The organism is Microvirga lenta (assembly GCF_020532555.1).
Lineage (GTDB): Bacteria > Pseudomonadota > Alphaproteobacteria > Rhizobiales > Beijerinckiaceae > Microvirga > Microvirga lenta.
Genome location: NZ_JAJBBR010000001.1, coordinates 456,934 through 479,982, shown reverse-complemented (window position 1 = coordinate 479,982; position 23,049 = coordinate 456,934). Strand labels below are relative to the sequence as shown.

The window sequence follows — 23,049 nt, the reverse complement described above, 5'->3', positions numbered from 1 at the left end:
GGAGCGGGCTCAAAACCACCCGAAGTGCCTCTAACCTTGGGCTTCGAACATGTCGCGTCAGTCGCCTTTTGGGCATCCGTTTCTGTTAGGCTTCGATGAGATCGAGCAGGCGCTCGACCGGGTCGCAAAGGCAGCAGGGGACGGGTATCCGCCCTACAACATCGAGCGTCTGGCTCGAACCGAGCACGCCCCCGAGCGTCTCCGGATCACTCTTGCGGTCGCCGGCTTCACCCGGGACCAGCTGGAGGTGACTTTGGAGGAAAACCAGCTCGTCATCAGGGGGCGGCAGACCGACGACAAGGCAAGGCACTTCCTACATCGCGGCATCGCCGCCCGTCAGTTCCAGCGCGCCTTCCTCCTCGTCGACGGCATGGAGGTTCTCGGCGCCGACTTGTCCAACGGATTGCTGTCGATCGATCTGGCCCGTCCCGAGCCGGAGCGGATCATCCGCAAGATCGATATCATCAGCCAGGACAAGGCGTGACGGCGTCCGCAAAGGAGAGGACCATGAACCACAACACCAAGATCCATCCTGAGATCCCCCTGAACGCGGCGGAATTGGCCACGTTGGGCGAGGGCCAGATGGCCTATGTGAAGCCCCTGCGCTCGGACGACGTCGCAAGGCTCTTCCCCCAGGCGCCGAAGATCCAGCCCGGCCTGCAACTCTTCGCACTCCTGTCCGCCAGCGGCGAGCCCATCGTCCTGACCGACACCCGCGATGCGGCCGTGGCCAATGCCTGGGCCCACGATCTCGAGACGGTGAGCCTCCACTAAGGCTCACCTCTCGCCTCAGACGATCGCCTCGATCGCCCCGATCAGGCGCTCCAGATCCTCCGGCCGGGAAAGGCGGTGATCTCCATCCTTGATGAGGGTAAGAGAAACGCTGTCCCCCGGCAGGTGCTCCACGAGCTGCAGCGCGTGCTGCCACGGCACGTCGGGATCCTCCATCCCCTGCAGGATGTGGACGGGGCAGCCCGTCTGGATCGGCCCGCCGAAGAGAAGATGATGGCGGCCGTCCTCGATCAGTCCCTTCGTGATCGGATAGGGATCCTCCGAGTACGCCGAGGGGCGGTGATAGACGCCGGTCTCCTCGACGGCCCGCTTGATGTCTTCCGGAAACCGATCCCACATCAGTCTTTCCGTGAAATCCACCGCGGGAGCGATCAGCACCATTCCCACCGGGCTGAGGTCCGGACGCGCCGCCATCAGGCGCCGTGCGGTCAGAAGGGCGATCCACCCTCCCATCGAGGAGCCGACGAGGATGGGCCTGCCGGTGACGAACCGCTCCAGGACCTGGAGCGTATCCTCCAGCCAGCGGGAGATGGTGCCGTCCTCGAAGGCTCCGCCCGACTCGCCATGGCCGCTATAGTCGAAGCGCAGGAAACTGCGCCCGGTTCGCTCCGCCCACTCGTCCAGAAAGGCCGCCTTCGTGGAACGCATGTCCGATTTGAAGCCGCCGAGCCAGACGACCGGAGGGCCCTTGCCCTCCCGTATGAGCACAGCAATCTGACGCGCCTCGGCCCCCTGGCCGACGGTGTGGCTTTGCGGCATGGTTAACTCATCCTCAACTGCTTTGACGCAACGTTTACGCATGATTCTCCGACAAAGGCTCTTACATCTGTGAGTTTTTCAACGCGACCCGGCGGAGGGATGGCGTTTCCGACCTCCCAGTTCCATCCGCTGGCGGGACGGACGATCCTCCAGATCATTCCAGAGCTCGAGGCCGGCGGTGCGGAGCGCACCACCGTGGACATCGCCGAGGGGCTTGCCCAGGCGGGAGCCCGGGCCCTGGTGGCGACCGAAGGCGGGCGCCTCGTCGGCGAGCTTCAGGCCAAGGGCGGCGTCTGGATACCCTTTCGCGCCGCGACCAAGAATCCGTTCTCCATGATGGTCAACGTGCGGCGGCTCGCCCGCATCTGCTACCACGAGAGAGTGGCTCTCATCCACGCCCGCTCCCGTGCCCCCGCCTGGGTCGCCCTGGGGGCTGCGCGCTCGCTCAACCTTCCCTTCGTGACGACCTATCACGGAAGCTATTCCGGCCGGTCGTCGGTGAAGGTTCTCTACAATTCCGTGATGGCGCGCGGCGACGCGATCATCGCCAACTCATATTATACGGGCGACCTGATCCGGTCGGTCTATCCCCAGGCCGCGGATCGGATCCGGGTCATCCATCGCGGAACGGACTTCTCCGTGTTCTCGCCCTCCGCGGTCGCTCCCGAGAGGGTGGAGAACCTGCGGAAGGTCTGGAACGTCGCTCCTCACGAGCGGATCGTGCTTCTGGCGGCGCGCCTGACGGGCTGGAAAGGCCAGAAGATCCTCATCGAGACGGCGGCCAAGCTTCGCGACCAGGGGGTGAGGGACGTGGCCTACATCCTGGCCGGCGACCCCCAGGGACGCGATTCATACGTTCGTGACCTGGAAAATCTCATCGAAGCCCGCAAGCTGACGGGTGTCGTCCGCCGGGTGGGGCACTGCACCGACATGCCGGCGGCCTTCCTGGCCGCGTCGGTCGTGACCGTTCCCTCCACGGAGCCGGAGGCCTTCGGCCGTTCGGCCGTGGAGGCCCAGGCCATGGGAACGCCCGTCGTCGTGTCGGATCTCGGCGCCGTGCCGGAGACGGTCCTGTCCCCGCCCGCGGTCCAGTCCCATGAACGGACGGGCTGGCGGATCCCGCCGGCCGATGCGGATGCCCTGGCGGAGGCCGTGGGCGAGGCCCTGGGGCTGGGCGCCAGCGCCCGAATCGCGCTGGGAGCCCGTGCGCGGGCTCATGTGGAGCACCACTTTTCGCTGGAGCGGATGGTCGCCAGCACGCTGGATGTGTATTCCGAGCAGCTGGAAGGCCATTTCACGCGCAGAACAAGTTGACTTCGCGCGCATTTGCGCGAAATGTCAGGTTATCCGTGGCAAAAGTCGAGCATGAGTCAGCGGGCCCCGTCAGTGGCCGCCATTCCCGACTGAGCCCGTCAAACAGGAGATACGAGCCATTCGCAGACCAATGAGACCGATGCCGGTTCCGCAGAAAGACGGACCGCGCGCCAACCGAGACATTCGCGGTGTTCGCGAAGTGCAGCTGATTGACGAATCCGGCCAGAACAAGGGTGTGATGCCCTTCTTCGACGCATTGCGCCTGGCCGAGGATGCGGGGCTCGATCTGGTGGAGATCGCCCCCAACTCGTCCCCGCCGGTCTGCAAGATCCTCGACTACGGCAAGTATCGCTTCCTGGAGCAGAAGAAGGCCGCCGAGGCGCGCAAGAAGCAGAAGACCGTCGAGGTCAAGGAGGTCAAGCTGCGCCCGGGCATCGACGATCACGATTACGACGTCAAGATGCGGGCCATGAAGGGCTTCTTCGAGGAAGGGAACAAGGTCAAGATCACCTTGCGCTTCCGCGGCCGCGAGATGGCGCACCAGGACCTGGGCCTGAAGGTCCTGGACCGGGTCAAGTCCGACGTGGGCGATCTCGCTAAGGTCGAGCAGGAGCCGAATTTCGAAGGCCGTCAGGTCGTCATGGTCCTGGCGCCGCGGTAAGCCGCCGGCCGGGACGGAATTCGTGGCCGTCGGGCAACCGGCGGCCATTGCTTTTTGGGCGGTCTTCTGCCATAAGCCGCCCTTCATCGAACCGCCCGGCTGATTAAGGGCTGCCGTGGCGGTTTGTTTTGCTCATAGCAGCAATGAAAAGGCCGAAAGGGCGGTTCGCCCCCTCGCGGCCTGTCCAAAGGAGAGCCAAATGCCCAAGCTGAAGACGAAGTCGGGCGCGAAAAAGCGCTTCAAGATCACTGGCACCGGCAAGGTCGTTTACGCCCAGGCCGGCAAGCGCCACGGGATGATCAAGCGGACCAACAAGCAGATCCGCAACCTGCGCGGCACCAACGTCCTGTTCGAGGGCGATGCGTACAACGTGAAGAAGTACTTCCTGCCGAACGGCTAAGGCGGTCTCTTACATCCCTGATTTTGAAGGAGTTTTTAAATGGCCCGCGTCAAACGGGGCGTTACCGCCCACGCCAAGCACAAGAAGGTTCTGAAGGCCGCCAAGGGTTTCTACGGCCGCCGCAAGAATACTATCCGCATCGCCAAGCAGGCGGTCGAGAAGAGCATGCAGTATGCTTATCGCGACCGTAAGAACAAGAAGCGCACGTTCCGCGCTCTGTGGATCCAGCGTCTCAACGCGGCGGTCCGCGAGCACGGCCTGACCTATTCCCGATTTATCGACGGTCTCGGCAAGGCCGGGGTCGAGGTCGATCGCAAGGTCCTGTCCGAAATGGCCATCCACGAGCCGGCGGCCTTCGCCGCTTACGTGGAGCGCGCCAAGGCCTCCCTGCCTCAGCAGGCGGCTGCGTAAGGACAACCTGGCTTCGGCGCGGCGGGGATCTCCCGTCGCGCCGCCCTTTCCCGCCACCGAGACCATCCGCACCGACGGCCCGAAGGCCGTCATTGACATTTTGCGGCTCGGAAGGCTTGACGGTTCCCGTGCCGCGCATCACTCAAGCGCTTGCATCTGGCAAGGGACCGATGACCGATCTCAATCAACTCGAACGTGACCTGCTGACCCAGGTCGAAGCTGCCGGCGACGAAGCGGCTCTCGAATCCGTGCGCGTCTCCGCGCTCGGCAAGAAGGGCTCCGTCTCCGAACTGCTCAAGACCCTCGGCGCCATGACGCCCGAGGAGCGCAAGGAGCGCGGCCCTCTCATCAACGGCCTGCGCGACAAGGTGCAGACCGCCATCGCGGCCCGGCGGGACACCCTGGCCGAGGCAGCCCTCGAGGCCCGGCTCGCCGCCGAGCGCATCGACGTGACGCTGCCCGTGCCGGAGGCTCCCGAGAGCCGCGGGCGCATCCACCCGATCAGCCAGGTGATCGAGGAGCTGACGGCGATCTTCGCCGATATGGGCTTCTCCGTGGCCGAGGGGCCGGACATCGAGACGGACTACCTCAACTTCACGGCCCTGAACTTCCCCGTCGGCCACCCGGCCCGGGAGATGCACGACACCTTCTTCCTCGCCCCGGACGAGAAGGGCGAGCGCAAGGTGCTGCGCACCCACACCTCGCCGGTGCAGATCCGCACCATGACCAGCCAGGCGCCGCCGATCCGGGTCATCATCCCGGGCCGGACCTACCGTCATGACTCCGACCAGACCCACACGCCGATGTTCCATCAGGTGGAGGGCCTCGTCATCGACAAGCAGGCCAACATCGCGCACCTGAAGTGGATCCTGGAAGAGTTCTGCAAGGCCTTCTTCGAGGTCGACCAGGTGAAGATGCGCTTCCGCCCGTCCTTCTTCCCCTTCACCGAGCCTTCGGCCGAGGTGGACATCCAGTGCTCGCGCAAGGGCGGCGAAATCCGCTTCGGCGAGGGCGAGGACTGGCTCGAAATCCTCGGCTGCGGAATGGTGCACCCGAACGTGCTGCGCAATTGCGGCCTCGATCCCGACGAGTACCAGGGCTTCGCCTGGGGCATGGGGATCGACCGCATCGCCATGCTGAAATACGGCATGCCGGATCTGCGCCCCTTCTTCGAGGCGGATGTGCGCTGGCTGAACCATTACGGCTTCCGCCCGCTCGACATTCCGAGCCTCGTGAGCGGCCTGACGGCGTAAAAGGAGAGCAACGATGAAATTCACCCTCTCCTGGCTCAAGGATCACCTCGAGACCACGGCTTCTCTCGACGAGATCGTGGAGACGCTCACCCGCATCGGCCTGGAGGTCGAGGGCGTGGAGGACAAGGCGAAGACCCTGGCGCCCTACAAGGTGGCCTATGTGGTCTCCGCCGAGCAGCACCCCAATGCCGATCGCCTGCGCGTCTGCGTGGTCGATACGGGCGAGGGCGCCCCGATCCAGGTGGTCTGCGGCGCTCCCAATGCCCGCACCGGCATGAAGAGCGTGTTCGCGCCTCCCGGCACCTACATTCCGGGCAAGAACATCACCCTCGGCATCGGCACGATCCGTGGCGTCGAGAGCCGGGGCATGCTGTGCTCGGCCGCGGAACTCGAGATCTCCGACGATCACGACGGCATCATCGACCTGCCCGAGGATGCGCCGGTCGGTCAGGCCTACGCGGCCTATGCGGGTCTCGACGACCCGGTGATCGAGATCAACCTCACGCCGAACCGGCCGGACTGCACCTCGATCCACGGCATCGCCCGCGATCTTGCCGCTGCGGGTCTCGGCACGCTCAAGGACGGAACGGTTCCGTCCGCCGCGGGGAAGGGGGCCTGCCCGGTCTCGGTGACCCTGGACTTCGCCTCCGGGGACGAGAATCTGTGCCCGACCTTCGCGCTCCGCCTCGTGCGCGGCGTGAAGAACGGCCCGTCCCCCGAATGGATGCAGCGCCGGCTTCTCTCCATCGGCCTCCGGCCGATCAACGCGCTCGTCGACATCACCAACTACGTGACCTTCGACCGGGGCCGTCCGCTCCACGTCTTCGACGCCAGGAAGGTGAAGGGCAACCTCACCGTCCGGCGGGCGAAGGAGGGTGAGGAGGTGCTGGCCCTCGACGGGCGCACCTACAGGCTCGATCCTGGCACCGTGGTCATCGCCGACGAGGCCGGCGTCGAGTCGATCGCCGGCATCATGGGCGGCGAGCATTCCGGCTGCGACGAGACCACCACGGACGTGCTGATCGAATCCGCTCTGTGGGACCCGCTCAACATCGCGCAGAGCGGCCGGAAGCTCGGCATCATCACCGATGCCCGCTACCGCTTCGAGCGCGGCGTCGATCCGGAATTCACCGTGCCGGGGCTCGATCTGGCGACCAAGCTGGTTCTCGATCTCTGCGGGGGCGAACCGACGGAGGCCACGGTGGCGGGCGAGGTGCCCGACACCAGCCGGGCGATCGACTTCCCCTGGTCGGAGGTGCCGCGCCTGTCGGGGCTCGACGTGCAGCCGTCGGAATCGAAGCAGATCCTGGAAAAGCTGGGCTTCGGCCTGTCCGGCTCGGGCGACCGGGTCAGCGTCACGCCGCCGTCCTGGCGGCCGGATATCGAGGGCAAGGCCGACCTGGTCGAGGAGGTGATCCGCATCGCCGGCGTCGACCGCATCGAGCCGAAGCCGCTGCCGCGCCTCGAGGCTGCGGTCGCCAAGCCGATCCTGACCCTGATCCAGAAGCGCACCCGGCTCGCCAAGCGCACGCTGGCGGTCCGCGGTCTGGTGGAGGCCGTGACATGGTCCTTCATCGCCAAGCACGAGGCGGAGCTTTTCGGGGGCGGCGATGCGCGTCTGGCGCTGGCCAACCCGATCGCATCCGAGCTTTCGGACATGCGCCCGAGCCTGCTGCCGGGCCTGATGAAGGCCGCGCAACGCAATGCGGATCGCGGATTCGGCGATGTCGCCCTGTTCGAGGTCGGCCAGACCTTCTCTTCGGATGAGCCGGAGGGCCAGAACGTCAAGGCGGCGGCCGTCCGTCGCGGCACCGCAAGGGCCGAGGGCGTGGGCCGCCATTGGAACGGCGGCGGGCAAACCGTCGATGCCTTCGATGCCAAGGCCGATGTCATGGCGCTGCTGGCGACGCTCGGCATTCCGGCCGGCGGCCTGCAGGTCGTCGCCGGCGGTCCCGCCTGGTTCCATCCCGGCCGCTCGGCCACCCTCCAGTTCGGCCCCAAGAACGTGGTCGGCGCCTTCGGCGAAATCCACCCGAAGGTGCTCAAGGCGCTCGATCTCAAGGGGCCCCTGGTCGGCTTCGAGCTGAACCTGGATGCACTTCCGCCACCGAAGGCGAAGCCCACCAAGATGAAGCCGAAGCTGGCGCTGTCCGATTTCCAGCCGGTCACCCGCGACTTCGCCTTCGTGGTGGGCCGTCAGGTGCAGGCCGGAGACATCGTGAAGGCGGCTCAGGGCGCCGAGCGCCAGCTCATCGTGGGCGTCGACGTGTTCGATATCTACGAAGGCACCGGCATCGACCCGGACAAGAAGTCCGTCGCCATCGCCGTGACGCTCCAGCCGACCGAGAAGACGCTGACCGACACCGAGATCGAAGCCGTCTCGGCCAAGATCGTCGGCGAGGTCTCCAAGAAGACCGGCGCGGTCCTGCGGGGGTGACCCCTTGGCAGTCATCCCGGGGCCGCGCAGCGGAACCCGGGATCGCCCTCGGAACAGGGCGCTTTACTCGTCCTTCAATCCCGGATCGCGGTTCTGCCCGATTCGGGATGCCGATTGGGATCTAGGGAACGAACTCTTCCGCCAAGTCGCGCCACTCGGGGTTGTCGCGCTCGATCAGCTCAATTTTCCAGGCTCGCCGCCATTTTTTGAGCTGCTTTTCACGGGCAATGGCCGTCAAAGGGTCGTCGAAGACTTCGAAGTAAACGAGCCGATCCACATTATAGCGGGCGGTAAACCCAAGGATGGTATGGGTTTTATGCTCAAACACCCGCTTATGCAGATCGCTGGTTATGCCGATATAAAGCGGCCCGTCCTTTCGCGTCGCCAAGATATAGACGTAGAAGGCTTCAGCCATCTGCGAGCTTTCCGAACGATCCCGGATCTTCGCTGCGCTCCGTCCGGGATGACGCCGGTGGGGTACCGCTCAACGGATTGTTCTCGTCCCAGCCGTAGCGGACCGTATCGAACCGCATCGAGCGGGCATCCACCATCAGAAGCCGGCCGACGAGGCTCTCGCCGAAGCCGGTGATCTCTCGGATCGCCTCCATGGCCATCAGGCTGCCCATGACCCCGGCCAGCGCCCCCAGGACGCCGGCCTCGGCGCAGGTCGGGATCGCACCCGGCGGAGGCGGGGAGGGGAAGAGGCAGCGATAGGTCGGGTTCGGCCGCCCGTCCGGTCCCGCCTCATGGGCCCGGATCGTGGTAAGCGAGCCGTCGAACTGCCCGAGGGCCGCCGTGACGAGGGGCTTGCCCTCGAAGAAACAGGCGTCCGAGACCGCATAGCGGGTCTCGAAGTTGTCCGATCCGTCCGCCACCACATCGTATGAGCCGACCAGGCTGCGGGCATTCGTCTCCGTCAGGCGGCTGGCATGAACCTCCACGGCCACGTGGGGGTTGATCCGCCGGACCGCCTCCGCCGCGCTCTCCGCCTTGGGGCGTCCGAGGTCGGCCATTCCATGGATGACCTGCCGCTGAAGATTGGACAGGGAGACCTCGTCGTCGTCCACGATGCCGATCGTGCCGATCCCCGCCGCGGCCAGATACTGGATCAGCGGCGCACCCAGGCCGCCGGCGCCGATCACGAGTATGCGAGCGGCCTTGAGCTTGAGCTGCCCGGGGCCGCCGATATCGCGAAGGACCAGATGCCGGGCGTAACGTTCGATTTCGTCGCTGGAGAGGGTCATGGCCAGACCTTATCGACATGCGCGCGCCTATCAACCATTCTGGGAGGAATTGACCGGTGCGGCTTGACAGGCGCTTGGCGGCATGGCCCTTCCCGTGCCATCGTCAAGGCGCAACCGGGTAACAAAGCCGGCGTCAAACAGGGAACTTTGCCGATGACAGTCACCAAATTCGGTCTTGCACTCGCAGGCCTCGCTTTTTCCGCTACGGCAGTTTTTGCTCAGCAGCCAGCCTTCAAGCCCGCCGTCGTCTACGATCTCGGCGGCAAGTTCGACAAATCCTTCAACGAAGGCGTTCACGCGGGCGCGGAGAAGTACAAGAAGGACACGGGCACCGAATATCGCGATTTCGAACCCCAGAACGATGCGCAGCGTGAGCAGGCGCTCCGCCGCTTCGCCCGCGACGGCTACTCGCCGATCGTGGCGGTGGGCTTCAGCCAGGAATCGGCCCTGAAGAAGGTGGCCGAGGAATTCCCGAAGACGCAGTTCGCCATCATCGACGCCGTGGTCGAGAAGCCGAACGTGCAGTCCATCGTGTTCAAGGAGCACGAGGGCTCGTTCCTGGTCGGTCTCCTCGCCGCCATGGCCTCCAAGACCGACAAGGTCGGCTTCGTCGGCGGCATGGACATTCCGCTCATCCGCAAATTCGCCTGCGGCTACGTCCAGGGCGTGAAGCACGCCGAGCCCAACACCGAAGTGTTCCAGAACATGACCGGCACCACTGGCGCTGCCTGGAACGACCCTGTGAAGGGCGGCGAACTCGCCAAGAGCCAGATCGACCGTGGCGCGGACGTGATCTACCACGCGGCAGGCGGCACCGGTGTCGGCGTTCTGCGCGCTGCCGCGGATGCGGGCAAGCTCGGCATCGGCGTCGACTCCAACCAGAACGGTATGCACCCGGGCAAGGTCCTGACCTCGATGGTCAAGCGTGTCGACAACGCCACTTACAACGTGTTCGATCAGGCCAAGAAGGGCACCTTCAAGTCCGGCGTCTCCGTGCTCGGCCTCAAGGAGGACGGCGTGGCCTGGGCGCTCGACGAGCACAACAAGGCGCTCATCACCCCCGAGATGAAGGCTGCTGCCGACAAGGCCGCCGAGGGCATCAAGTCCGGCGCCATCAAGGTCCACGACTACATGTCGGACTCGAAGTGCCCGGTCTAAGATAAAGTCTCGCCGGACGCCGGTTTTCATGCCGGCGTCCGGAACTGTTTTGACGATAGTTTCTTCATGTTTCTGATCCCGGCATCCACGCGCACCGGCCGGGAGGATGTTTGAGGCTCATGTCCCCCGCCATCCAACTGTCCGACATCAACAAGCGCTTCGGCGAGGTTCATGCCAACAAGGACGTGAATCTCACCGTCGAGCGCGGCACGATCCACGGCATCGTCGGCGAGAACGGCGCGGGCAAGTCGACGCTCATGTCGATCCTCTACGGGTTTTACGAAGCGGATTCCGGCGAGGTCCGGGTCGGCGGCAAGCCCGTCGCGATCCGCTCCCCCGCCGACGCCATTCATGTGGGCATCGGCATGGTCCACCAGCACTTCATGCTGGTGGAGACATTGACCGTGGTCGAGAACGTGATGCTCGGCGCCGAAGGCGGGACGATGCTGCGCGCGGGCGAAGCGAAGGTGCGGGCAGAGCTCGCGCGTCTGGCGCGGGACTACGGCCTGGAAATCGACGTGGATGCCATCGTGGGCGACCTCTCCGTCGGCCTGCAGCAGCGCGTCGAGATCCTCAAGGCTCTCTATCGCGGGGCGGACATCCTCATCCTCGACGAGCCGACGGCGGTGCTGACGCCGCCGGAGGCGGATGCGCTTTTCGAACTGCTCCAGGCCCTGAAGGGCCAGGGCAAGACGGTCATTCTCATCACCCACAAGCTGCGCGAGATCATGGCCGTGACCGACCGCGTCTCGGTCATGCGCCGCGGCGAGATGGTCGCCACCGTGGAGACCAAGGATACATCTCCGCCGGAGCTTGCGGAGCTCATGGTCGGGCGGCGCGTCCTGCTGCGGGTCGAGAAGTCCGAACGCCAGCCGGGAGCGCCCCTGCTCGAAGTCGAGAACCTCTCCGTCATCGACCATCGCGGCGTGCAGCGGGTTGCGAGCGCCTCCTTCAAGGTCCATGCGGGCGAGATCGTCGGTATCGCCGGCGTCGCCGGCAACGGACAGAGCGAATTGCTCGAAGCGCTCGCCGGAATGCGGCAGCCCACGGTCGGCACCATCCGGTTCGAGGGGCGCCACATCCGCCTCAGGGACTACAATCCGCACCACATGCGGCAGCTCGGGCTGCTCCACGTGCCGGAGGACCGGCTGCGCATGGGGCTCGTTCCGGCCTTTCCGGCTTTCGAGAGCGCGGTGCTCGGCTTCAGCGACGAGCCGCATCTCGGCCGCGGGCCGATCCTCGACCACGACCGCATGGTCGCGGATCTCGCCGCCAAGATGGAGCATTACGATGTCCGCCCGCCGGCGCCCCGGCTGAAGACGTCGAAATTCTCCGGCGGCAACCAGCAGAAGATCGTGCTGGCCCGCGAGATCGAGCGGAACCCGAAGGTGCTTCTGGTCGGCCAGCCGACACGCGGCGTCGATATCGGCGCCATCGAGTTCATCCACCGCCGCCTGATCGCCCTGCGGGATGCCGGCGTCGGCATCCTCCTCGTCTCGGTCGAGCTCGACGAGATCATGAACCTGTCCGACCGCATCCTCACCATGTGCGGCGGCCAGATCACCGGCGAGCGCAAGCCTTCGGAGACCAGCGAGCAGGATCTCGGCCTCCTGATGGCCGGCGTCGCCGACGAGGCCGCGTGATGCAGCCACGCCTTTCCCTCGTCACCCTGGGCGTCGCCGACATCGCCAGATCGCGTGCCTTCTACGAGGCCTGGGGCTGGAAGGCGTCCTCGATCAGCCAGCCGCAGGTCGTCTTCTTCCAGGCGAACGGGCTGGCGCTTGCGCTCTTCGGCCGTGGGGATCTCGCGAAGGATGCCGGCGTGGAGGATCGCCCGACCGGGTTTTCCGCCGTCACGCTGGCCTACAACGCGCGCTCGAAGGCGGAGGCGGATCAGGTCTATGCCCGCGCCGTCGAGGCCGGAGCTCATCCCGTCAAGCCGCTGCAGGATGTGTTCTGGGGCGGCTACTCGGGCTATTTCTCCGATCCGGATGGGCACCTTTGGGAGGTGGCCTGGAATCCGTCCTTTCCTCTCGATGAGCAGGGCCATCTGTTCCTGCCGGATAGTCTGACGTGAGCGCTCCCATCGACCTGCCCAAATGGGCCGACACCGTCGTCGTGCCTGCTCTCTCTGTCGTTGCGGCCTTTCTCGTCGCCGGTCTCGTCGTGCTGGGCATCGGCGAAAACCCGCTGACGGCGACGCGCGTGCTCCTTCAGGGAAGTCTCGGCACAGGGGAGGGGCTCGGCTTCACCCTGTTCTACATGACGGATTTCATCTTCGTCGGGCTCGCCGTGGCCGTGGCCTTCCATGCGGGCCTGTTCAACATCGGCGGCGAGGGTCAGGCGACCCTGGCGGGGCTAGGGGTGGCGCTCGTTCTCAACAACCTCACCTTCCTGCCGGGCTTCCTGCTGATCCCGCTCGGCATCTTGGGCGCAGCCGCCTTCGGCGCGGCATGGGCCGCGATCCCGGGCTATCTCCAGGCCAAGCGCGGCAGCCACATCGTCATCACGACGATCATGTTCAACTGGCTCGCCAGCGTGCTGATCGTCTATCTGCTCGTGAACGTGCTGCGCGAACCGCAATCCATGAACCCGGAAACGCGGGCCTTTCCCGAGCAGTCCTACATTCCGTTCATGCACGAGGCGCTGGGCGCCTTCGGCATCCAGGTGCCGCCGTCCCAGCTCAACCTCACCCTGTTCCTGGCGCTGGCCGCCGCCTACGGCGTGTGGCTCCTCATCTACCGCTCGCGTCTTGGCTATGCGATCCGCGTGGTCGGCGCGAACCCGACGGCGGCGGTCTATGCAGGCATCTCTCCCGCACGGATCATCATCATCGCCATGGTGATCTCGGGCGCCCTCGCCGGAGGCCTCGCGGTCAACGAACTGATGGGCTACCAGCATCGCCTGCTGCTCGAGTTCACGGCGGGTTACGGATTCGTGGGAATCGCGGTGGCCCTGATGGGACGTGCGCACCCGGTGGGTATCATCCTGGCTTCGCTGCTGTTCGGCATCCTCTATCAGGGCGGCGCGGAACTCGCCTTCGAGCAGCCTGCCATCACCCGCGACATGGTGGTGGTCATCGGCGGCATCATCATTCTTTTTGCGGGAGCCCTGGACGGGCTGTTCCGACGCCTCGTGGCCCAGGCCATGACGCGGTCGCGGTTGGCGAGGGCCTGAAGCCATGGATCTCGGCACCATCGTCACCATCTTCGACTCGTCCCTGCGGCTGTCCATTCCTCTTCTGGCCGCGTGTCTGGCGGGCCTCTGGTCCGAGCGCTCGGGGGTGGTCGATATCGGCCTCGAGGGCAAGATGCTGGTCGCGGCCTTCGCGGCCGCCGCCGCATCCTATGCGTTCGGCTCGGCCTGGATCGGCCTTTTCGCCGGCATCGGAGCCTCCATCGTCTTCGCCCTGATCCATGGCTTCGCCTCCATCAGCCAGCGCGGCAATCAGATCGTCTCCGGCGTCGCCATCAACATGCTCGCCGCGGGACTGACGGCCATCGTCGGCAACGCCTGGTACGGACAGGGCGGACGGACGCCGCCGCTCGAGGGCGAGCAGCGCTTCGGGGACGTGATCCTCGGGCATTCGGCGCTGGTCTACATCGTGCTCCTCGCCGTGCCGCTGACCTGGTTCGTGCTGGGGCGCACTCGCTTCGGGCTGCGCCTGCGGGCAGTCGGCGAGAACCCGGCCGCCGTCGATACGGCGGGCATCTCGGTCACGGGTCTGCGCTATGCCGCGGTCGTCATCGGCGGTGTCCTGTGCGGCTTCGCGGGAGCCTATCTGTCCGTCGGCCAATCGGCGGGCTTCCTGCCCAACATGACGGCAGGCAAGGGCTTCATTGCGCTTGCGGCGCTGATCTTCGCCAAGTGGCGCGCGTGGCCGGCGCTCGGAGCCTGCTTCCTGTTCGGCCTTCTGGACGCGGTCGCCATCCGCCTCCAGGGTATCGCGCTCCCCGGCATCGGCGAGGTGCCGGTGCAGGCCATCCAGGCCTTGCCGTATCTCATGACCGTCATCCTGCTCGCAGGCGTCATCGGAACCGCCATTCCGCCTCGCGCGTCCGGCATTCCCTACGTGAAGGAGCGCTGACATGCCCTCGATCGATGCGCTTTTCGAAGCCGCGAAGGCGATTCAGGCCAAGGCCTATGCCCCCTATTCCCGCTTCAAGGTAGGGGCCGCCATCGCGACGCCCGATGGCAAGGTCTTCACCGGCTGCAACGTGGAGAACGCGGCCTATCCGGTCGGGAGCTGCGCGGAGGCAGGCGCCATTTCGGCGATGATCGCGGCCGGCGGGAGCCGTATCGCGCAGATCGTCGTGATGGGCGAGGGCGAGAATCTGGTCACGCCCTGCGGCGGCTGCCGCCAGCGCATCCGCGAATTCGCGATGCCCGATACGCCGATCCACATCGCGGGACCCGAGGGAATCCGGAAGAGCTTCACGCTCGATGAGCTGTTGCCCTTCTCGTTCGGACCCGACAATTTAGGTGCTCGATAAGAGATTTGAGATGCAGCAGAACGTTCAGGAGGCGGCCGAATTCGCGCGCGCCCGCGGCTTCGACGGCCGCTTCGACGCCGCCTTCGTGCTCGGCACCGGGCTCGGCCCTCTGGTCGATGAGCTCAGCGACCCGGTGAGCCTGCCTTACGCGGAGATTCCGCACTTTCCCAGGAGCGGCGTGTCGGGCCATGCGGGCCGCCTCGTGGCCGGCACCCTGGAAGGCAAAAGGGTTCTCCTGTTCCAGGGACGGGCGCATTACTACGAGACGGGCGATGCGGGCGCCATGCGGGTGCCGGTCGCCTTCGTCAAGGAACTCGGTGTTTCCACCCTTGTCCTGACCAATGCCGCCGGCTCCGTCCGCCCGGAGATACGCCCGGGCAGCCTCGTGGCGATCGGCGATCATCTCAATCTCTCGGGCAGCAACCCGCTGCTGCGCGATCACACGGAGGGGCGCTTCGTCTCCCTCACGGGCGCCTATGACGAAGACCTGCGCCGGACGCTGCAGAAAGCAGCCGGAAAGATCGGCCTCGAACTGCCCGAGGGCGTCTATGCGTGGCTCTCCGGCCCGAGCTTCGAGACGCCCGCCGAAATCAGGATGGTTCAGATCCTGGGCGGCGATCTCGTCGGCATGTCCACGGTGCCGGAAGTGATCCTCGCGCGCTATTACGGCCTCCGGGTCGCGGCGGTGTCCGTCGTCACCAACCTGGCGGCCGGAATCGAGGGAGCCTCGCCCTCGCATCAGGAGACCAAGGACACGGCGGCCGAGGCCTCGGACAAGTTCAAGCGTCTCATTCGTGCATTCGTTGCGGAGCTCTCCCATGTCTGATGTCGGAACGGCCGAGCGCGCCTTGCGCTGCCTGGATCTCACGGACCTGACGGACAACTGCACCGATCAGGCCATCGACGCCCTCTGCGCCAAGGCTCTCGATCCGCGCGGGCCTGTGGCTGCGGTCTGCGTCTGGCCGCAATTCGTCGTCCGTGCGCGGGAGACGCTGCGCGGCTCGTCCGTTCGCATCGCGACCGTCGTGAACTTCCCCGGCGGCGGCGAGGATGTGGGACGCGTCACGGACGACGTACAGGAAGCGCTGGCCGACGGCGCGAACGAGATCGACCTCGTGCTGCCCTACGATGCCCTGCGCCGCGGCAATCCTGCGATTGCGGCCGAGATGATCGAGGCCGTGCGTGAGATGACCGATCAAGGCCGCCTGCTCAAGGTCATCCTGGAAACCGGTGAGTTGAAGGAGCCGGCCCTGATCGAGAAGGAGAGCCGCCTCGCGGTCGATGCCGGGGCGGACTTCATCAAGACCTCGACGGGAAAAACGCCGGTTTCGGCCACGCCCGAAGCCGCCGAGATCATGCTGAACGTCATCAAGGCGTCCGGCCGCCCTGTCGGGCTGAAGCCCTCGGGCGGCATCCGCACGCTCGCCGACGCCAAGATCTATCTCGACCTTGCCGACCGCATCATGGGACCGGGCTGGGCGACGCCGCAGACATTCCGCATCGGCGCCAGCAGCGTCTATGATGCGCTCATCGCCGCCATCGAGGGACGGGCCAGCACGGCAGCCGTCGGAACCTACTGACATGACCCACCTCCCGCAGGAAATCATCCGCCGCAAGCGCGACGGCGGCGTGCTCGCAGCCGAGGACATCCACAGCTTCATCGAAGGCCTCACGTCGGGCCGCGTCTCCGAGGGGCAGGCGGCATCCTTTGCAATGGCGGTGTTCTTCCGCGGCCTTTCGATTCCGGAGCGCGTGGCGCTGACCCAGGCCATGACGCAATCGGGGGAAGTGCTGAAGTGGAACCTGCCCGGGCCGGTGCTCGACAAGCACTCCACGGGCGGCGTGGGCGACACGATCAGCCTCGCGCTCGCTCCCGCCGTGGCCGCGTGCGGCGGCTATGTGCCGATGATCTCGGGCCGAGGCTTGGGCCATACCGGCGGAACGCTCGATAAGCTCGATTCCATTCCCGGCTACGTGTCGCAGCCCGACATCGAAACGTTCCGGCGCGTCACCGCCGAGATCGGCTGCGCCATCATCGGGCAGACGGCCGATCTCGCACCGGCCGACAAGCGCCTGTACTCGATCCGCGACGTGACCGCGACCGTGGAATCCATCGATCTCATCACCGCCTCCATCCTGTCCAAGAAGCTCGCCGCCGGCCTGCAGGGCCTCGTCATGGACGTGAAGTTCGGCTCCGGCGCCTTCATGGACAATGCCGCCGACGCACGCGCCCTGGCGGAGAGCCTCGTTCTCGTCGCGAACGGCGCCGGACTGCCTACGAGCGCGCTGCTGACCGACATGAACGAACCCCTGGCATCGGCCGCCGGAAATGCGGTCGAGGTCCGGTACATCGCCGATTACCTCACGGGCCGCCGCCGCGAGGCCCGCTTTCACGAGGTGAACGTGGAGCTGTGCGCGGAAATGCTCGTTCTGGGCAGGCTCGCCTCGGGCATTGCGGACGCCCACGCCAGGATCGAGGACGCCATCTCGTCGGGCAAGGCGGCTGAGATTTTCCAGCGCATGGTCGTTGCGCTCGGCGGGCCTGCCGACCTTCTCGATCACCCCGGCCAGCATCTCAAGGCCGCTCCCGTCATCCGCCCGGTCCATGCGGAGCGGCCGGGCACCGTGCAGACGATCGCGACCCGCGACGTCGGCGTTGCCGTCGTGGCGCTCGGCGGAGGACGGACCCGGCCGCAGGATCCCGTCGATCATGCGGTCGGCCTGACCGATCTCGCCGGGATCGGAGAGACGGTCGACCGGGAGCGCCCGCTCGGCATCGTCCATGCCCGCAGCGAAGAGGCCGCAGAAGCCGCCGCTCGCCATCTTCGCGCCGCCTACGGCGTCGGCGACGGAGCGGTCGAGCCCGGCGCCATCGTCCTCGAACGGATCGGAGCTTCCGCGTGACCTTGCTCGTTGCTCTCACCTGGCAGCCGGAGCCATGGGTGGAACGCTTCAGGGCGCACCTGCCCGGGCGCGAGATCGTGGTGCTCGGCGAGGATCTCGACAGAAGCAGCGTGCGCTATGTGGCGACCTGGGGCCCCAAGCCCGGCAGCCTCTCGGGGCTGCCCGCGCTGGAGGCGATCTTCTCGCTCGGGGCCGGCGTCGATCATCTGATGGGCTATCCCGATCTGCCTGACGTGCCCATCGTGCGCGTCTCCCAGGACGATCTCACCCATCGCATGAGCGAATACGTGGTGATGCACTGCCTCATCCATCTGCGCGACCAGCGCCGCTACGATGCCGATCAACGCGCCAGGCGCTGGGACGGGGAACGGGCTCCGCCGATTGCGGGCGATGTGCGCGTCGGCGTGATGGGCTTCGGCGTCCTGGGCCAGGACGCGGCGAGAAAGCTCAAGGTCATGGGCTTCGATGTGGCCGGCTGGAGTCGCAGCCCGAAATCGGTCGAAGGCTTCGAGGTCTATTCGGGAGAGGATGGCCTCCGCGCATTCCTCGCCCGCACGGACATCCTGGTGAGCCTGCTCCCCCTCACTCCCGAGACACGCGGCATCCTCAATCGCAGCCTGTTCGAGAAGCTTGCCCGCGACGGGCGCCTCGGCGGACCGATCCTGATCAATGCCGGGCGGGGCGGCTCCCAGGTGGAGGCGGACATCGTCGCCTGCCTCGACGACGGGACGCTGAAGGCCGCAACCCTCGACGTGTTCGAGGTGGAGCCCCTGCCGCAGGATTCGCCGCTCTGGACGCATCCGCGCGTCACGGTCACGCCGCATAATTCGGCGGTGAGCGATCCAGAGATGACCGCGCGCTACATCGCCGACCAGATCCGCCGCCACGAGGCGGGGCAGCCGTTCCAGAACGTGGTGGACCGCACGCGCGGTTATTAGCCGAGCCGCTTGATCGCGCTGATCGGGCCGTAGCTGGTTTTCCGGATGCGTTCCTCGGCCACGGCCAAGGGCTCGATAGAGACCGTCATGCTGTGACCGGTCGCATGGATGAGGCGGCTCTCGTCCAGCATCAGGCCCACATGCCCCTTCCAGAATACGAGGTCGCCGCGCTTGAGGCCGCCGAGGTCGGGGCGCACCTCGACCGCCGTTCCAAGCTGCTCTTCCTGCATGTCGCTGTCCCGGGGCGCCTTGATGCCCGCAGCCGTTAGCACGGTCTGGGTGAGGCCGGAGCAGTCGAGGCCGGTGCTCGTCTTGCCTCCCCAAAGGTAAGGCGAATGGAGGAAGCGTTCGGCCACGGCGACGTAGTCGCTCTCGTGGCTGTCGAGGTCGGACAGGTGCGCGGCGAAGACCCAGCCGCCGGTGGCGAGGCGGGCGTAGTCGCCCTGAAATTCCGTGATCGCCAGCTTCGAATTGAGGGTCAGGCAGCCCAGGTCGGGCAGCTTCAGATTGGGGCCGGGATACACGAAGGTGCGGATGGCGCCGACCCGGTGGGTCGGCGCAGGACCCGACTCGCCCAAGGCCTCGCTCGGCAGGTAGCCCACATAGCCGTCGTCGTGGAGCTGGACCCAGGACCAGCCCTCGTGCTCGTCGTAGACGGTCACGCCTTCGCCCATGATCGCCTGCGTATCGACCGGAGCCTCCCGCGACGGGTGCCGGTGCAGGGATGCGTAGGGGACGGCAACGCACATGGGGGTGCCGGTGGCGAAACGCTCCGCTTCCACCTGCCCGCGCAGCTTCTCGTCGGCCAGGTCCGGACGGAAGGGCGTGATGCGGCGGTCGAAGGTCATAGGGGCAGCTCCTTGGCGCGGGCAGTGATAATGTCTCCTAACCGCTCCACCGCCAACGCGCCAGCCACCGTGCGCTGAATGATGACATTGCGCCGATCCGTCTCATCCCGGCGGCGGGAAACCAGGTCGAGCTTGCCCATGGTGTCGAGCGCGCGCGTGATGACGGGCTTGGTCACGCCGAGCTTCTTGGCGAGCCCGCGTACCGTGTGCGGCGGCGTCTCCAGGTAGATGGTCAGCAGAATGGCCATCTGACGCGCGGACAGGTCCTCGCCCTGATGCACCAGGTCGAGATGCACGTCGTGCCAGAGCTTGAGGGATTGGAAAGCACGCAACTCGACAGGCATGGCTGCACCGCTCGTTTCGGGCCCGCATTATTGGCCCTGGAGCAGGCGGTGCAACCGCTCTTCGGAACTATGCTTTAGGAACCGTATCGCTGCTTGAGCAGGGCATAGATCAGCCGCGCCGCCTGCACCTCGCCTCCTTCGGGGCGGGCGGGCTTGGCGGAGCTGTTCCAGGCGAAGATGTCGAAATGGACATAGGCCTTCGCCGCGCTCACGAAGCGGCGGAGGAACAGGGCGGCGGTGATCGAACCGGCCAGGGGACCGCCGGTGTTGTTCATATCGGCGAATTTCGAGTCCAGCTGGCTCTGATACGGCGCCCAGAGGGGAAGCCGCCAGACCGGATCGTTCACGGCCATGCCGCACTCGGCGATCTCCGCCGCCAGCGCATCGTCGTCCGTGAAGAAGGGCGGAAGCTCGGGGCCCAGGGCAACGCGCGCCGCGCCCGTGAGGGTCGCGAAATCCACGACCAGCTCGGGGCTCTCCTCGTCCGCGAGCGCCAGGGCGTCGGCCAGGATGAGGCGTCCCTCGGCATCCGTGTTGCCGATCTCGACCGTGATGCCCTTGCGGCTGTTCAGGATGTCGCCGGGACGGAAGGCGTTGCTGGAGATCGAGTTCTCGACGGCAGGGATGAGCACGCGCAGACGGACCGGAAGGTCGGAGCCCATGATCATGGCGGCCAGAGCGAGCGTCGCGGCCGCGCCGCCCATGTCCTTCCTCATTAGGAGCATGGACGAGGACGGCTTGATGTCGAGGCCGCCGGTGTCGAAAGCCACGCCCTTGCCGACGAGCGTGATGCGCGGCGCATCCTCCCGCCCCCAGGTGAAGTCGATGAGGCGCGGCGGCGTGGCCGAGGCGCGGCCGACCGCGTGAATCATCGGGAAGTTCTGCTTGAGCAGATCGTCGCCGACGATGCTGCTGAAGGCGGCGCCGTGCTTGTCCGCGAGCTTCCGGGCGGCGGCCTCGATCCCGTCGGGGCCGAGATCGCTGGTCGGCGTGTTCACGAGGTCCCGGCCCATGGCAACGGCATCGGCGATGCGGGACACCTCGTCCGCATCGACCCCGCTCGGCACGACCAGGCGAGCCGATTTGGCCGGGCGCTTGCGATAGCGATTGAACGAGTAGGAGCCGAGCAGCCACGCCAGAGCGGCAAGGGCGGGGTCGGGTGCTTCGGTCTCGAAGCGGTAGACGCCGTCCGGAAGCAGAGCGGGCAGCTTGCCGACGAGGAAGGGGTTGGGGTGCTTGGCACCGTCCCCATCGAGGCCGAAGACGGCGCCCAGCAGGCCTCCATCCGCATCCGGCAGCAGGCAATGGCTGCCTGCCTTCGCCTCGAACCCTTGAGCCTTCGCGAAGTTCTGAGCAGCGGCCGGGAGATCGGTCGCCAGCTGAGGCCACGTTGCTTCGCTCACGAGCCAAATCGGCAGCGAACTTTCCGTCGAGGAGGCGAGAAGGGGGTGGTGCATCGGTGAAATCTCGGCGAGGGGAACGAAGGGGCGGGTCTATGCTGCGGCCTGCGCATGGTGGCGCACGATTCGCGCAAGGCCTGCGATGAGAGCCTGCTTCGGAGCGCGGATCTGCGCCGCGATGCCATGGCGCGCGAGAGCGCGGACATAGAGGTCGGCTCGCGGGGCATCGGCCAGGATCGTCACGGAGGCAGGCTTGTCGAACTGGAACAGGGCACTGTTGATCTCGTCCCCCGTGAGGAGGCCCGAGAGGTAGGGGCCCAGCAGATTGGTTTCCATGCGCCCGGACACCACGGCCGCGCGGGCGCCGAAGAGCAGGTGAAGGAGGCCGACCCGCCGGTCGCCCGTCTCGCCGCTGTTGCGGGCCGCCGCATCCAAGCCCAGATCGAACCCCTTCGGGTCGCCGGGCTCCGTTGCGGGCCGCCCGATCATGGAATGCTCGCGGAGCAGGGCGTACATCTCGCCCGTCATGTAGGTGGCGAAGCGCTGGACGCGTCCCGCCCGCATCTCGATCCACTTCGGGTGGGTGCCGGGCGAGCAGACGATCCCGTCCTCCACGCCGGAGCCGAGCACCAGCGTTTCCTCTCCGCGCATGACGTCGGAGGCGCCGGGCGCCGGTTCGCAGAAGAGGCCGGGCACGATATGGGCCTTGCGCCCGCCGTCCAGATCCACGGGGATCATCGCCTGCGCGATTTCCGCCGGGCCTGCGGGGCAGGTGGCATAGGGCGCCATGACCCAGCCTTCGCGGCTTCCGACCATGCCCACGAGGAGAACCGGCGCCGCGGGCTCTGCTTCGAGCCAGCGTCCGCATTGCCGCAGGAAGACGCCGCGATGCTCTCCCGCCTTCAGGGCGGACACTCCCTCGTCGGAGGAGACCTCGTCGAGAATGGTCTCGTTCTCGATGAGATATCCGCGGAAGCGGGTGGTTCCCCAATCGGCGACGATGAAGCGCAAGGCCGGCAATCCCCTGGTTTTCAGAGAGGGCTTAACAGAACAGGCGTTCAGCGCGTTCCATACATCCGGTCGCCGGCGTCGCCGAGGCCCGGAACGATGTAGCCGTGATCGTTGAGATGGCTGTCGACGGCGGCCGTCCAGATATGGACGTCGGGGTGCGCGCCGCGCAGCTTCTCGATGCCTTCGGGGGCTGCGAGCAGGCACACGAAACGCAGATCCTTCGCTCCGCGCTCCTTGAGCCGGTCGATGGCGGCCACGGCGGAGTTCGCCGTGGCGAGCATGGGATCGAGCACGAGCACCATGCGGTCGGCGAGATCGGAGGGCGCCTTGAAGTAGTACTCCACCGCCTGCAGCGAATCCGGGTCGCGGTAGAGGCCGATATGGGCGACGCGCGCGGCGGGGACCAGGGTCAGCATTCCGTCGAGAAAGCCGACGCCGGCCCGCAGGATCGGCGCGAAGACCAGCTTCTTGCCGGCGATCTGCGCCCCTTCCATTGTGGTCATCGGCGTTTCGATCTCGATCCGCTCCATGGGAAGGTCGCGGGTCACCTCATAGCAGAGGAGCATGCCGATCTCGTTGAGGAGCTGGCGGAATCCCTTCGTGGAACGCTCCTTGTCCCGCATCAGCGTCAGCTTGTGCTGAACCAGCGGATGATCGACCACGGTCACGCCCTGCATGCTCT

26 protein-coding genes are annotated in these 23,049 nt (G+C 66.4%); 18 read left to right on the top strand and 8 right to left on the bottom strand.

Features of this window, described 5'->3' with window-relative positions; genetic code table 11:
- Nucleotides 1-49: 49 nt before the first annotated feature.
- Nucleotides 50-484, top strand: coding sequence for an Hsp20 family protein (locus tag LGR44_RS02550; protein ID WP_226736866.1), 435 nt, complete (start codon nucleotides 50-52; stop codon nucleotides 482-484).
- A 23-nt stretch (nucleotides 485-507) separates the two neighbouring features.
- Nucleotides 508-774: a BQ00720 family protein gene (locus LGR44_RS02545; protein ID WP_226736864.1), complete on the top strand. Its 267-nt coding sequence runs from the start codon at nucleotides 508-510 to the stop codon at nucleotides 772-774.
- Nucleotides 775-789: 15 nt separating this feature from the next.
- Here the strand turns inward: LGR44_RS02545 and LGR44_RS02540 are convergent, their stop codons facing one another.
- Nucleotides 790-1,551: an alpha/beta hydrolase gene (locus LGR44_RS02540; protein WP_226736862.1), complete on the bottom strand. Its 762-nt coding sequence runs from the start codon at nucleotides 1,549-1,551 to the stop codon at nucleotides 790-792.
- A 99-nt stretch (nucleotides 1,552-1,650) separates the two neighbouring features.
- On the opposite strand from LGR44_RS02540, the gene LGR44_RS02535 reads away from it, so the two are divergent.
- The 6 genes from LGR44_RS02535 (at nucleotide 1,651) to pheT (ending at nucleotide 8,027) form a co-directional block, all read left to right on the top strand.
- Complete coding sequence (locus tag LGR44_RS02535) at nucleotides 1,651-2,865, top strand: glycosyltransferase family 4 protein (protein WP_226736860.1); 1,215 nt, start codon at nucleotides 1,651-1,653, stop codon at nucleotides 2,863-2,865.
- 139 nt (nucleotides 2,866-3,004) lie between these two features.
- Nucleotides 3,005-3,526: a translation initiation factor IF-3 gene (gene infC / locus LGR44_RS02530; protein WP_226737104.1), complete on the top strand. Its 522-nt coding sequence runs from the start codon at nucleotides 3,005-3,007 to the stop codon at nucleotides 3,524-3,526.
- A gap of 199 nt (nucleotides 3,527-3,725) precedes the next feature.
- A complete protein-coding gene (gene rpmI / locus LGR44_RS02525; protein WP_226736858.1) occupies nucleotides 3,726-3,926 on the top strand; it encodes a 50S ribosomal protein L35 in 201 nt (66 codons plus the stop codon).
- A 39-nt stretch (nucleotides 3,927-3,965) separates the two neighbouring features.
- The gene (gene rplT, locus LGR44_RS02520; protein WP_226736856.1) at nucleotides 3,966-4,337 is read left to right on the top strand and encodes a 50S ribosomal protein L20; all 372 of its coding nucleotides are present in this window, start codon (nucleotides 3,966-3,968) and stop codon (nucleotides 4,335-4,337) included.
- A 170-nt stretch (nucleotides 4,338-4,507) separates the two neighbouring features.
- Nucleotides 4,508-5,590, top strand: a complete 1,083-nt coding sequence (gene pheS, locus LGR44_RS02515; protein WP_226736853.1) for a phenylalanine--tRNA ligase subunit alpha — start codon at nucleotides 4,508-4,510, stop codon at nucleotides 5,588-5,590.
- A gap of 13 nt (nucleotides 5,591-5,603) precedes the next feature.
- A complete protein-coding gene (gene pheT, locus LGR44_RS02510; protein WP_226736851.1) occupies nucleotides 5,604-8,027 on the top strand; it encodes a phenylalanine--tRNA ligase subunit beta in 2,424 nt (807 codons plus the stop codon).
- 121 nt (nucleotides 8,028-8,148) lie between these two features.
- On the opposite strand, the gene LGR44_RS02505 is transcribed toward pheT, so the two are convergent.
- Nucleotides 8,149-8,442, bottom strand: coding sequence for a GIY-YIG nuclease family protein (locus LGR44_RS02505; protein ID WP_226736849.1), 294 nt, complete (start codon nucleotides 8,440-8,442; stop codon nucleotides 8,149-8,151).
- The gene (locus LGR44_RS02500; protein WP_226736847.1) at nucleotides 8,435-9,271 is read right to left on the bottom strand and encodes a HesA/MoeB/ThiF family protein; all 837 of its coding nucleotides are present in this window, start codon (nucleotides 9,269-9,271) and stop codon (nucleotides 8,435-8,437) included. Before LGR44_RS02500 ends, LGR44_RS02505 begins: the two co-directional genes overlap by 8 nt.
- 153 nt (nucleotides 9,272-9,424) lie before the next feature.
- On the opposite strand from LGR44_RS02500, the gene LGR44_RS02495 reads away from it, so the two are divergent.
- The 10 genes from LGR44_RS02495 (at nucleotide 9,425) to LGR44_RS02450 (ending at nucleotide 18,764) form a co-directional block, all read left to right on the top strand.
- Complete coding sequence (locus LGR44_RS02495; protein ID WP_226736845.1) at nucleotides 9,425-10,429, top strand: BMP family lipoprotein; 1,005 nt, start codon at nucleotides 9,425-9,427, stop codon at nucleotides 10,427-10,429.
- 119 nt (nucleotides 10,430-10,548) lie between these two features.
- Nucleotides 10,549-12,072 (top strand): ABC transporter ATP-binding protein, encoded by a 1,524-nt coding sequence (locus LGR44_RS02490; protein WP_226736843.1) that lies wholly within the window; start codon nucleotides 10,549-10,551, stop codon nucleotides 12,070-12,072.
- Entirely contained in the window at nucleotides 12,072-12,506 is a 435-nt protein-coding gene (locus LGR44_RS02485; RefSeq protein WP_226736841.1) for a VOC family protein, read from the top strand. The genes LGR44_RS02490 and LGR44_RS02485 overlap by 1 nt, the downstream gene beginning before the upstream one ends.
- On the top strand, nucleotides 12,503-13,606 hold the full coding sequence (locus LGR44_RS02480) for an ABC transporter permease (protein ID WP_226736838.1): 1,104 nt from the start codon (nucleotides 12,503-12,505) through the stop codon (nucleotides 13,604-13,606). Before LGR44_RS02485 ends, LGR44_RS02480 begins: the two co-directional genes overlap by 4 nt.
- A 4-nt stretch (nucleotides 13,607-13,610) precedes the next feature.
- Entirely contained in the window at nucleotides 13,611-14,516 is a 906-nt protein-coding gene (locus LGR44_RS02475; protein WP_226736836.1) for an ABC transporter permease, read from the top strand.
- 1 nt (nucleotide 14,517) lies between these two features.
- Entirely contained in the window at nucleotides 14,518-14,922 is a 405-nt protein-coding gene (cdd, locus tag LGR44_RS02470) for a cytidine deaminase (RefSeq protein ID WP_226736834.1), read from the top strand.
- A 10-nt stretch (nucleotides 14,923-14,932) separates the two neighbouring features.
- The gene (locus LGR44_RS02465; RefSeq protein WP_226736832.1) at nucleotides 14,933-15,748 is read left to right on the top strand and encodes a purine-nucleoside phosphorylase; all 816 of its coding nucleotides are present in this window, start codon (nucleotides 14,933-14,935) and stop codon (nucleotides 15,746-15,748) included.
- Nucleotides 15,741-16,502 carry a deoxyribose-phosphate aldolase gene (gene deoC / locus LGR44_RS02460; RefSeq protein WP_226736830.1) on the top strand — a complete coding sequence of 254 codons (762 nt, stop codon included), beginning with the start codon at nucleotides 15,741-15,743 and terminating at the stop codon, nucleotides 16,500-16,502. The genes LGR44_RS02465 and deoC overlap by 8 nt, the downstream gene beginning before the upstream one ends.
- 1 nt (nucleotide 16,503) lies before the next feature.
- A complete protein-coding gene (deoA, locus tag LGR44_RS02455) occupies nucleotides 16,504-17,826 on the top strand; it encodes a thymidine phosphorylase (RefSeq protein ID WP_226736828.1) in 1,323 nt (440 codons plus the stop codon).
- Nucleotides 17,823-18,764, top strand: coding sequence for a 2-hydroxyacid dehydrogenase (locus tag LGR44_RS02450; RefSeq protein ID WP_226736826.1), 942 nt, complete (start codon nucleotides 17,823-17,825; stop codon nucleotides 18,762-18,764). Before deoA ends, LGR44_RS02450 begins: the two co-directional genes overlap by 4 nt.
- Here LGR44_RS02450 and LGR44_RS02445 read toward each other — a convergent pair.
- The 5 genes from LGR44_RS02445 to upp form a co-directional block, all read right to left on the bottom strand.
- Nucleotides 18,761-19,612: a C40 family peptidase gene (locus tag LGR44_RS02445; RefSeq protein ID WP_226736824.1), complete on the bottom strand. Its 852-nt coding sequence runs from the start codon at nucleotides 19,610-19,612 to the stop codon at nucleotides 18,761-18,763. The two genes, LGR44_RS02450 and LGR44_RS02445, sit on opposite strands and share 4 nt — an antisense overlap.
- Complete coding sequence (locus tag LGR44_RS02440; RefSeq protein ID WP_226736822.1) at nucleotides 19,609-19,956, bottom strand: MarR family transcriptional regulator; 348 nt, start codon at nucleotides 19,954-19,956, stop codon at nucleotides 19,609-19,611. Before LGR44_RS02440 ends, LGR44_RS02445 begins: the two co-directional genes overlap by 4 nt.
- Before the next feature lie 74 nt (nucleotides 19,957-20,030).
- The gene (locus LGR44_RS02435; RefSeq protein ID WP_226736820.1) at nucleotides 20,031-21,413 is read right to left on the bottom strand and encodes a leucyl aminopeptidase family protein; all 1,383 of its coding nucleotides are present in this window, start codon (nucleotides 21,411-21,413) and stop codon (nucleotides 20,031-20,033) included.
- Nucleotides 21,414-21,449: 36 nt separating this feature from the next.
- Nucleotides 21,450-22,367, bottom strand: coding sequence for a 2-dehydro-3-deoxygalactonokinase (locus LGR44_RS02430; RefSeq protein ID WP_226736818.1), 918 nt, complete (start codon nucleotides 22,365-22,367; stop codon nucleotides 21,450-21,452).
- Nucleotides 22,368-22,414: 47 nt separating this feature from the next.
- Nucleotides 22,415-23,044 carry a uracil phosphoribosyltransferase gene (gene upp / locus LGR44_RS02425; protein ID WP_226736816.1) on the bottom strand — a complete coding sequence of 210 codons (630 nt, stop codon included), beginning with the start codon at nucleotides 23,042-23,044 and terminating at the stop codon, nucleotides 22,415-22,417.
- Nucleotides 23,045-23,049 lie beyond the last annotated feature (5 nt).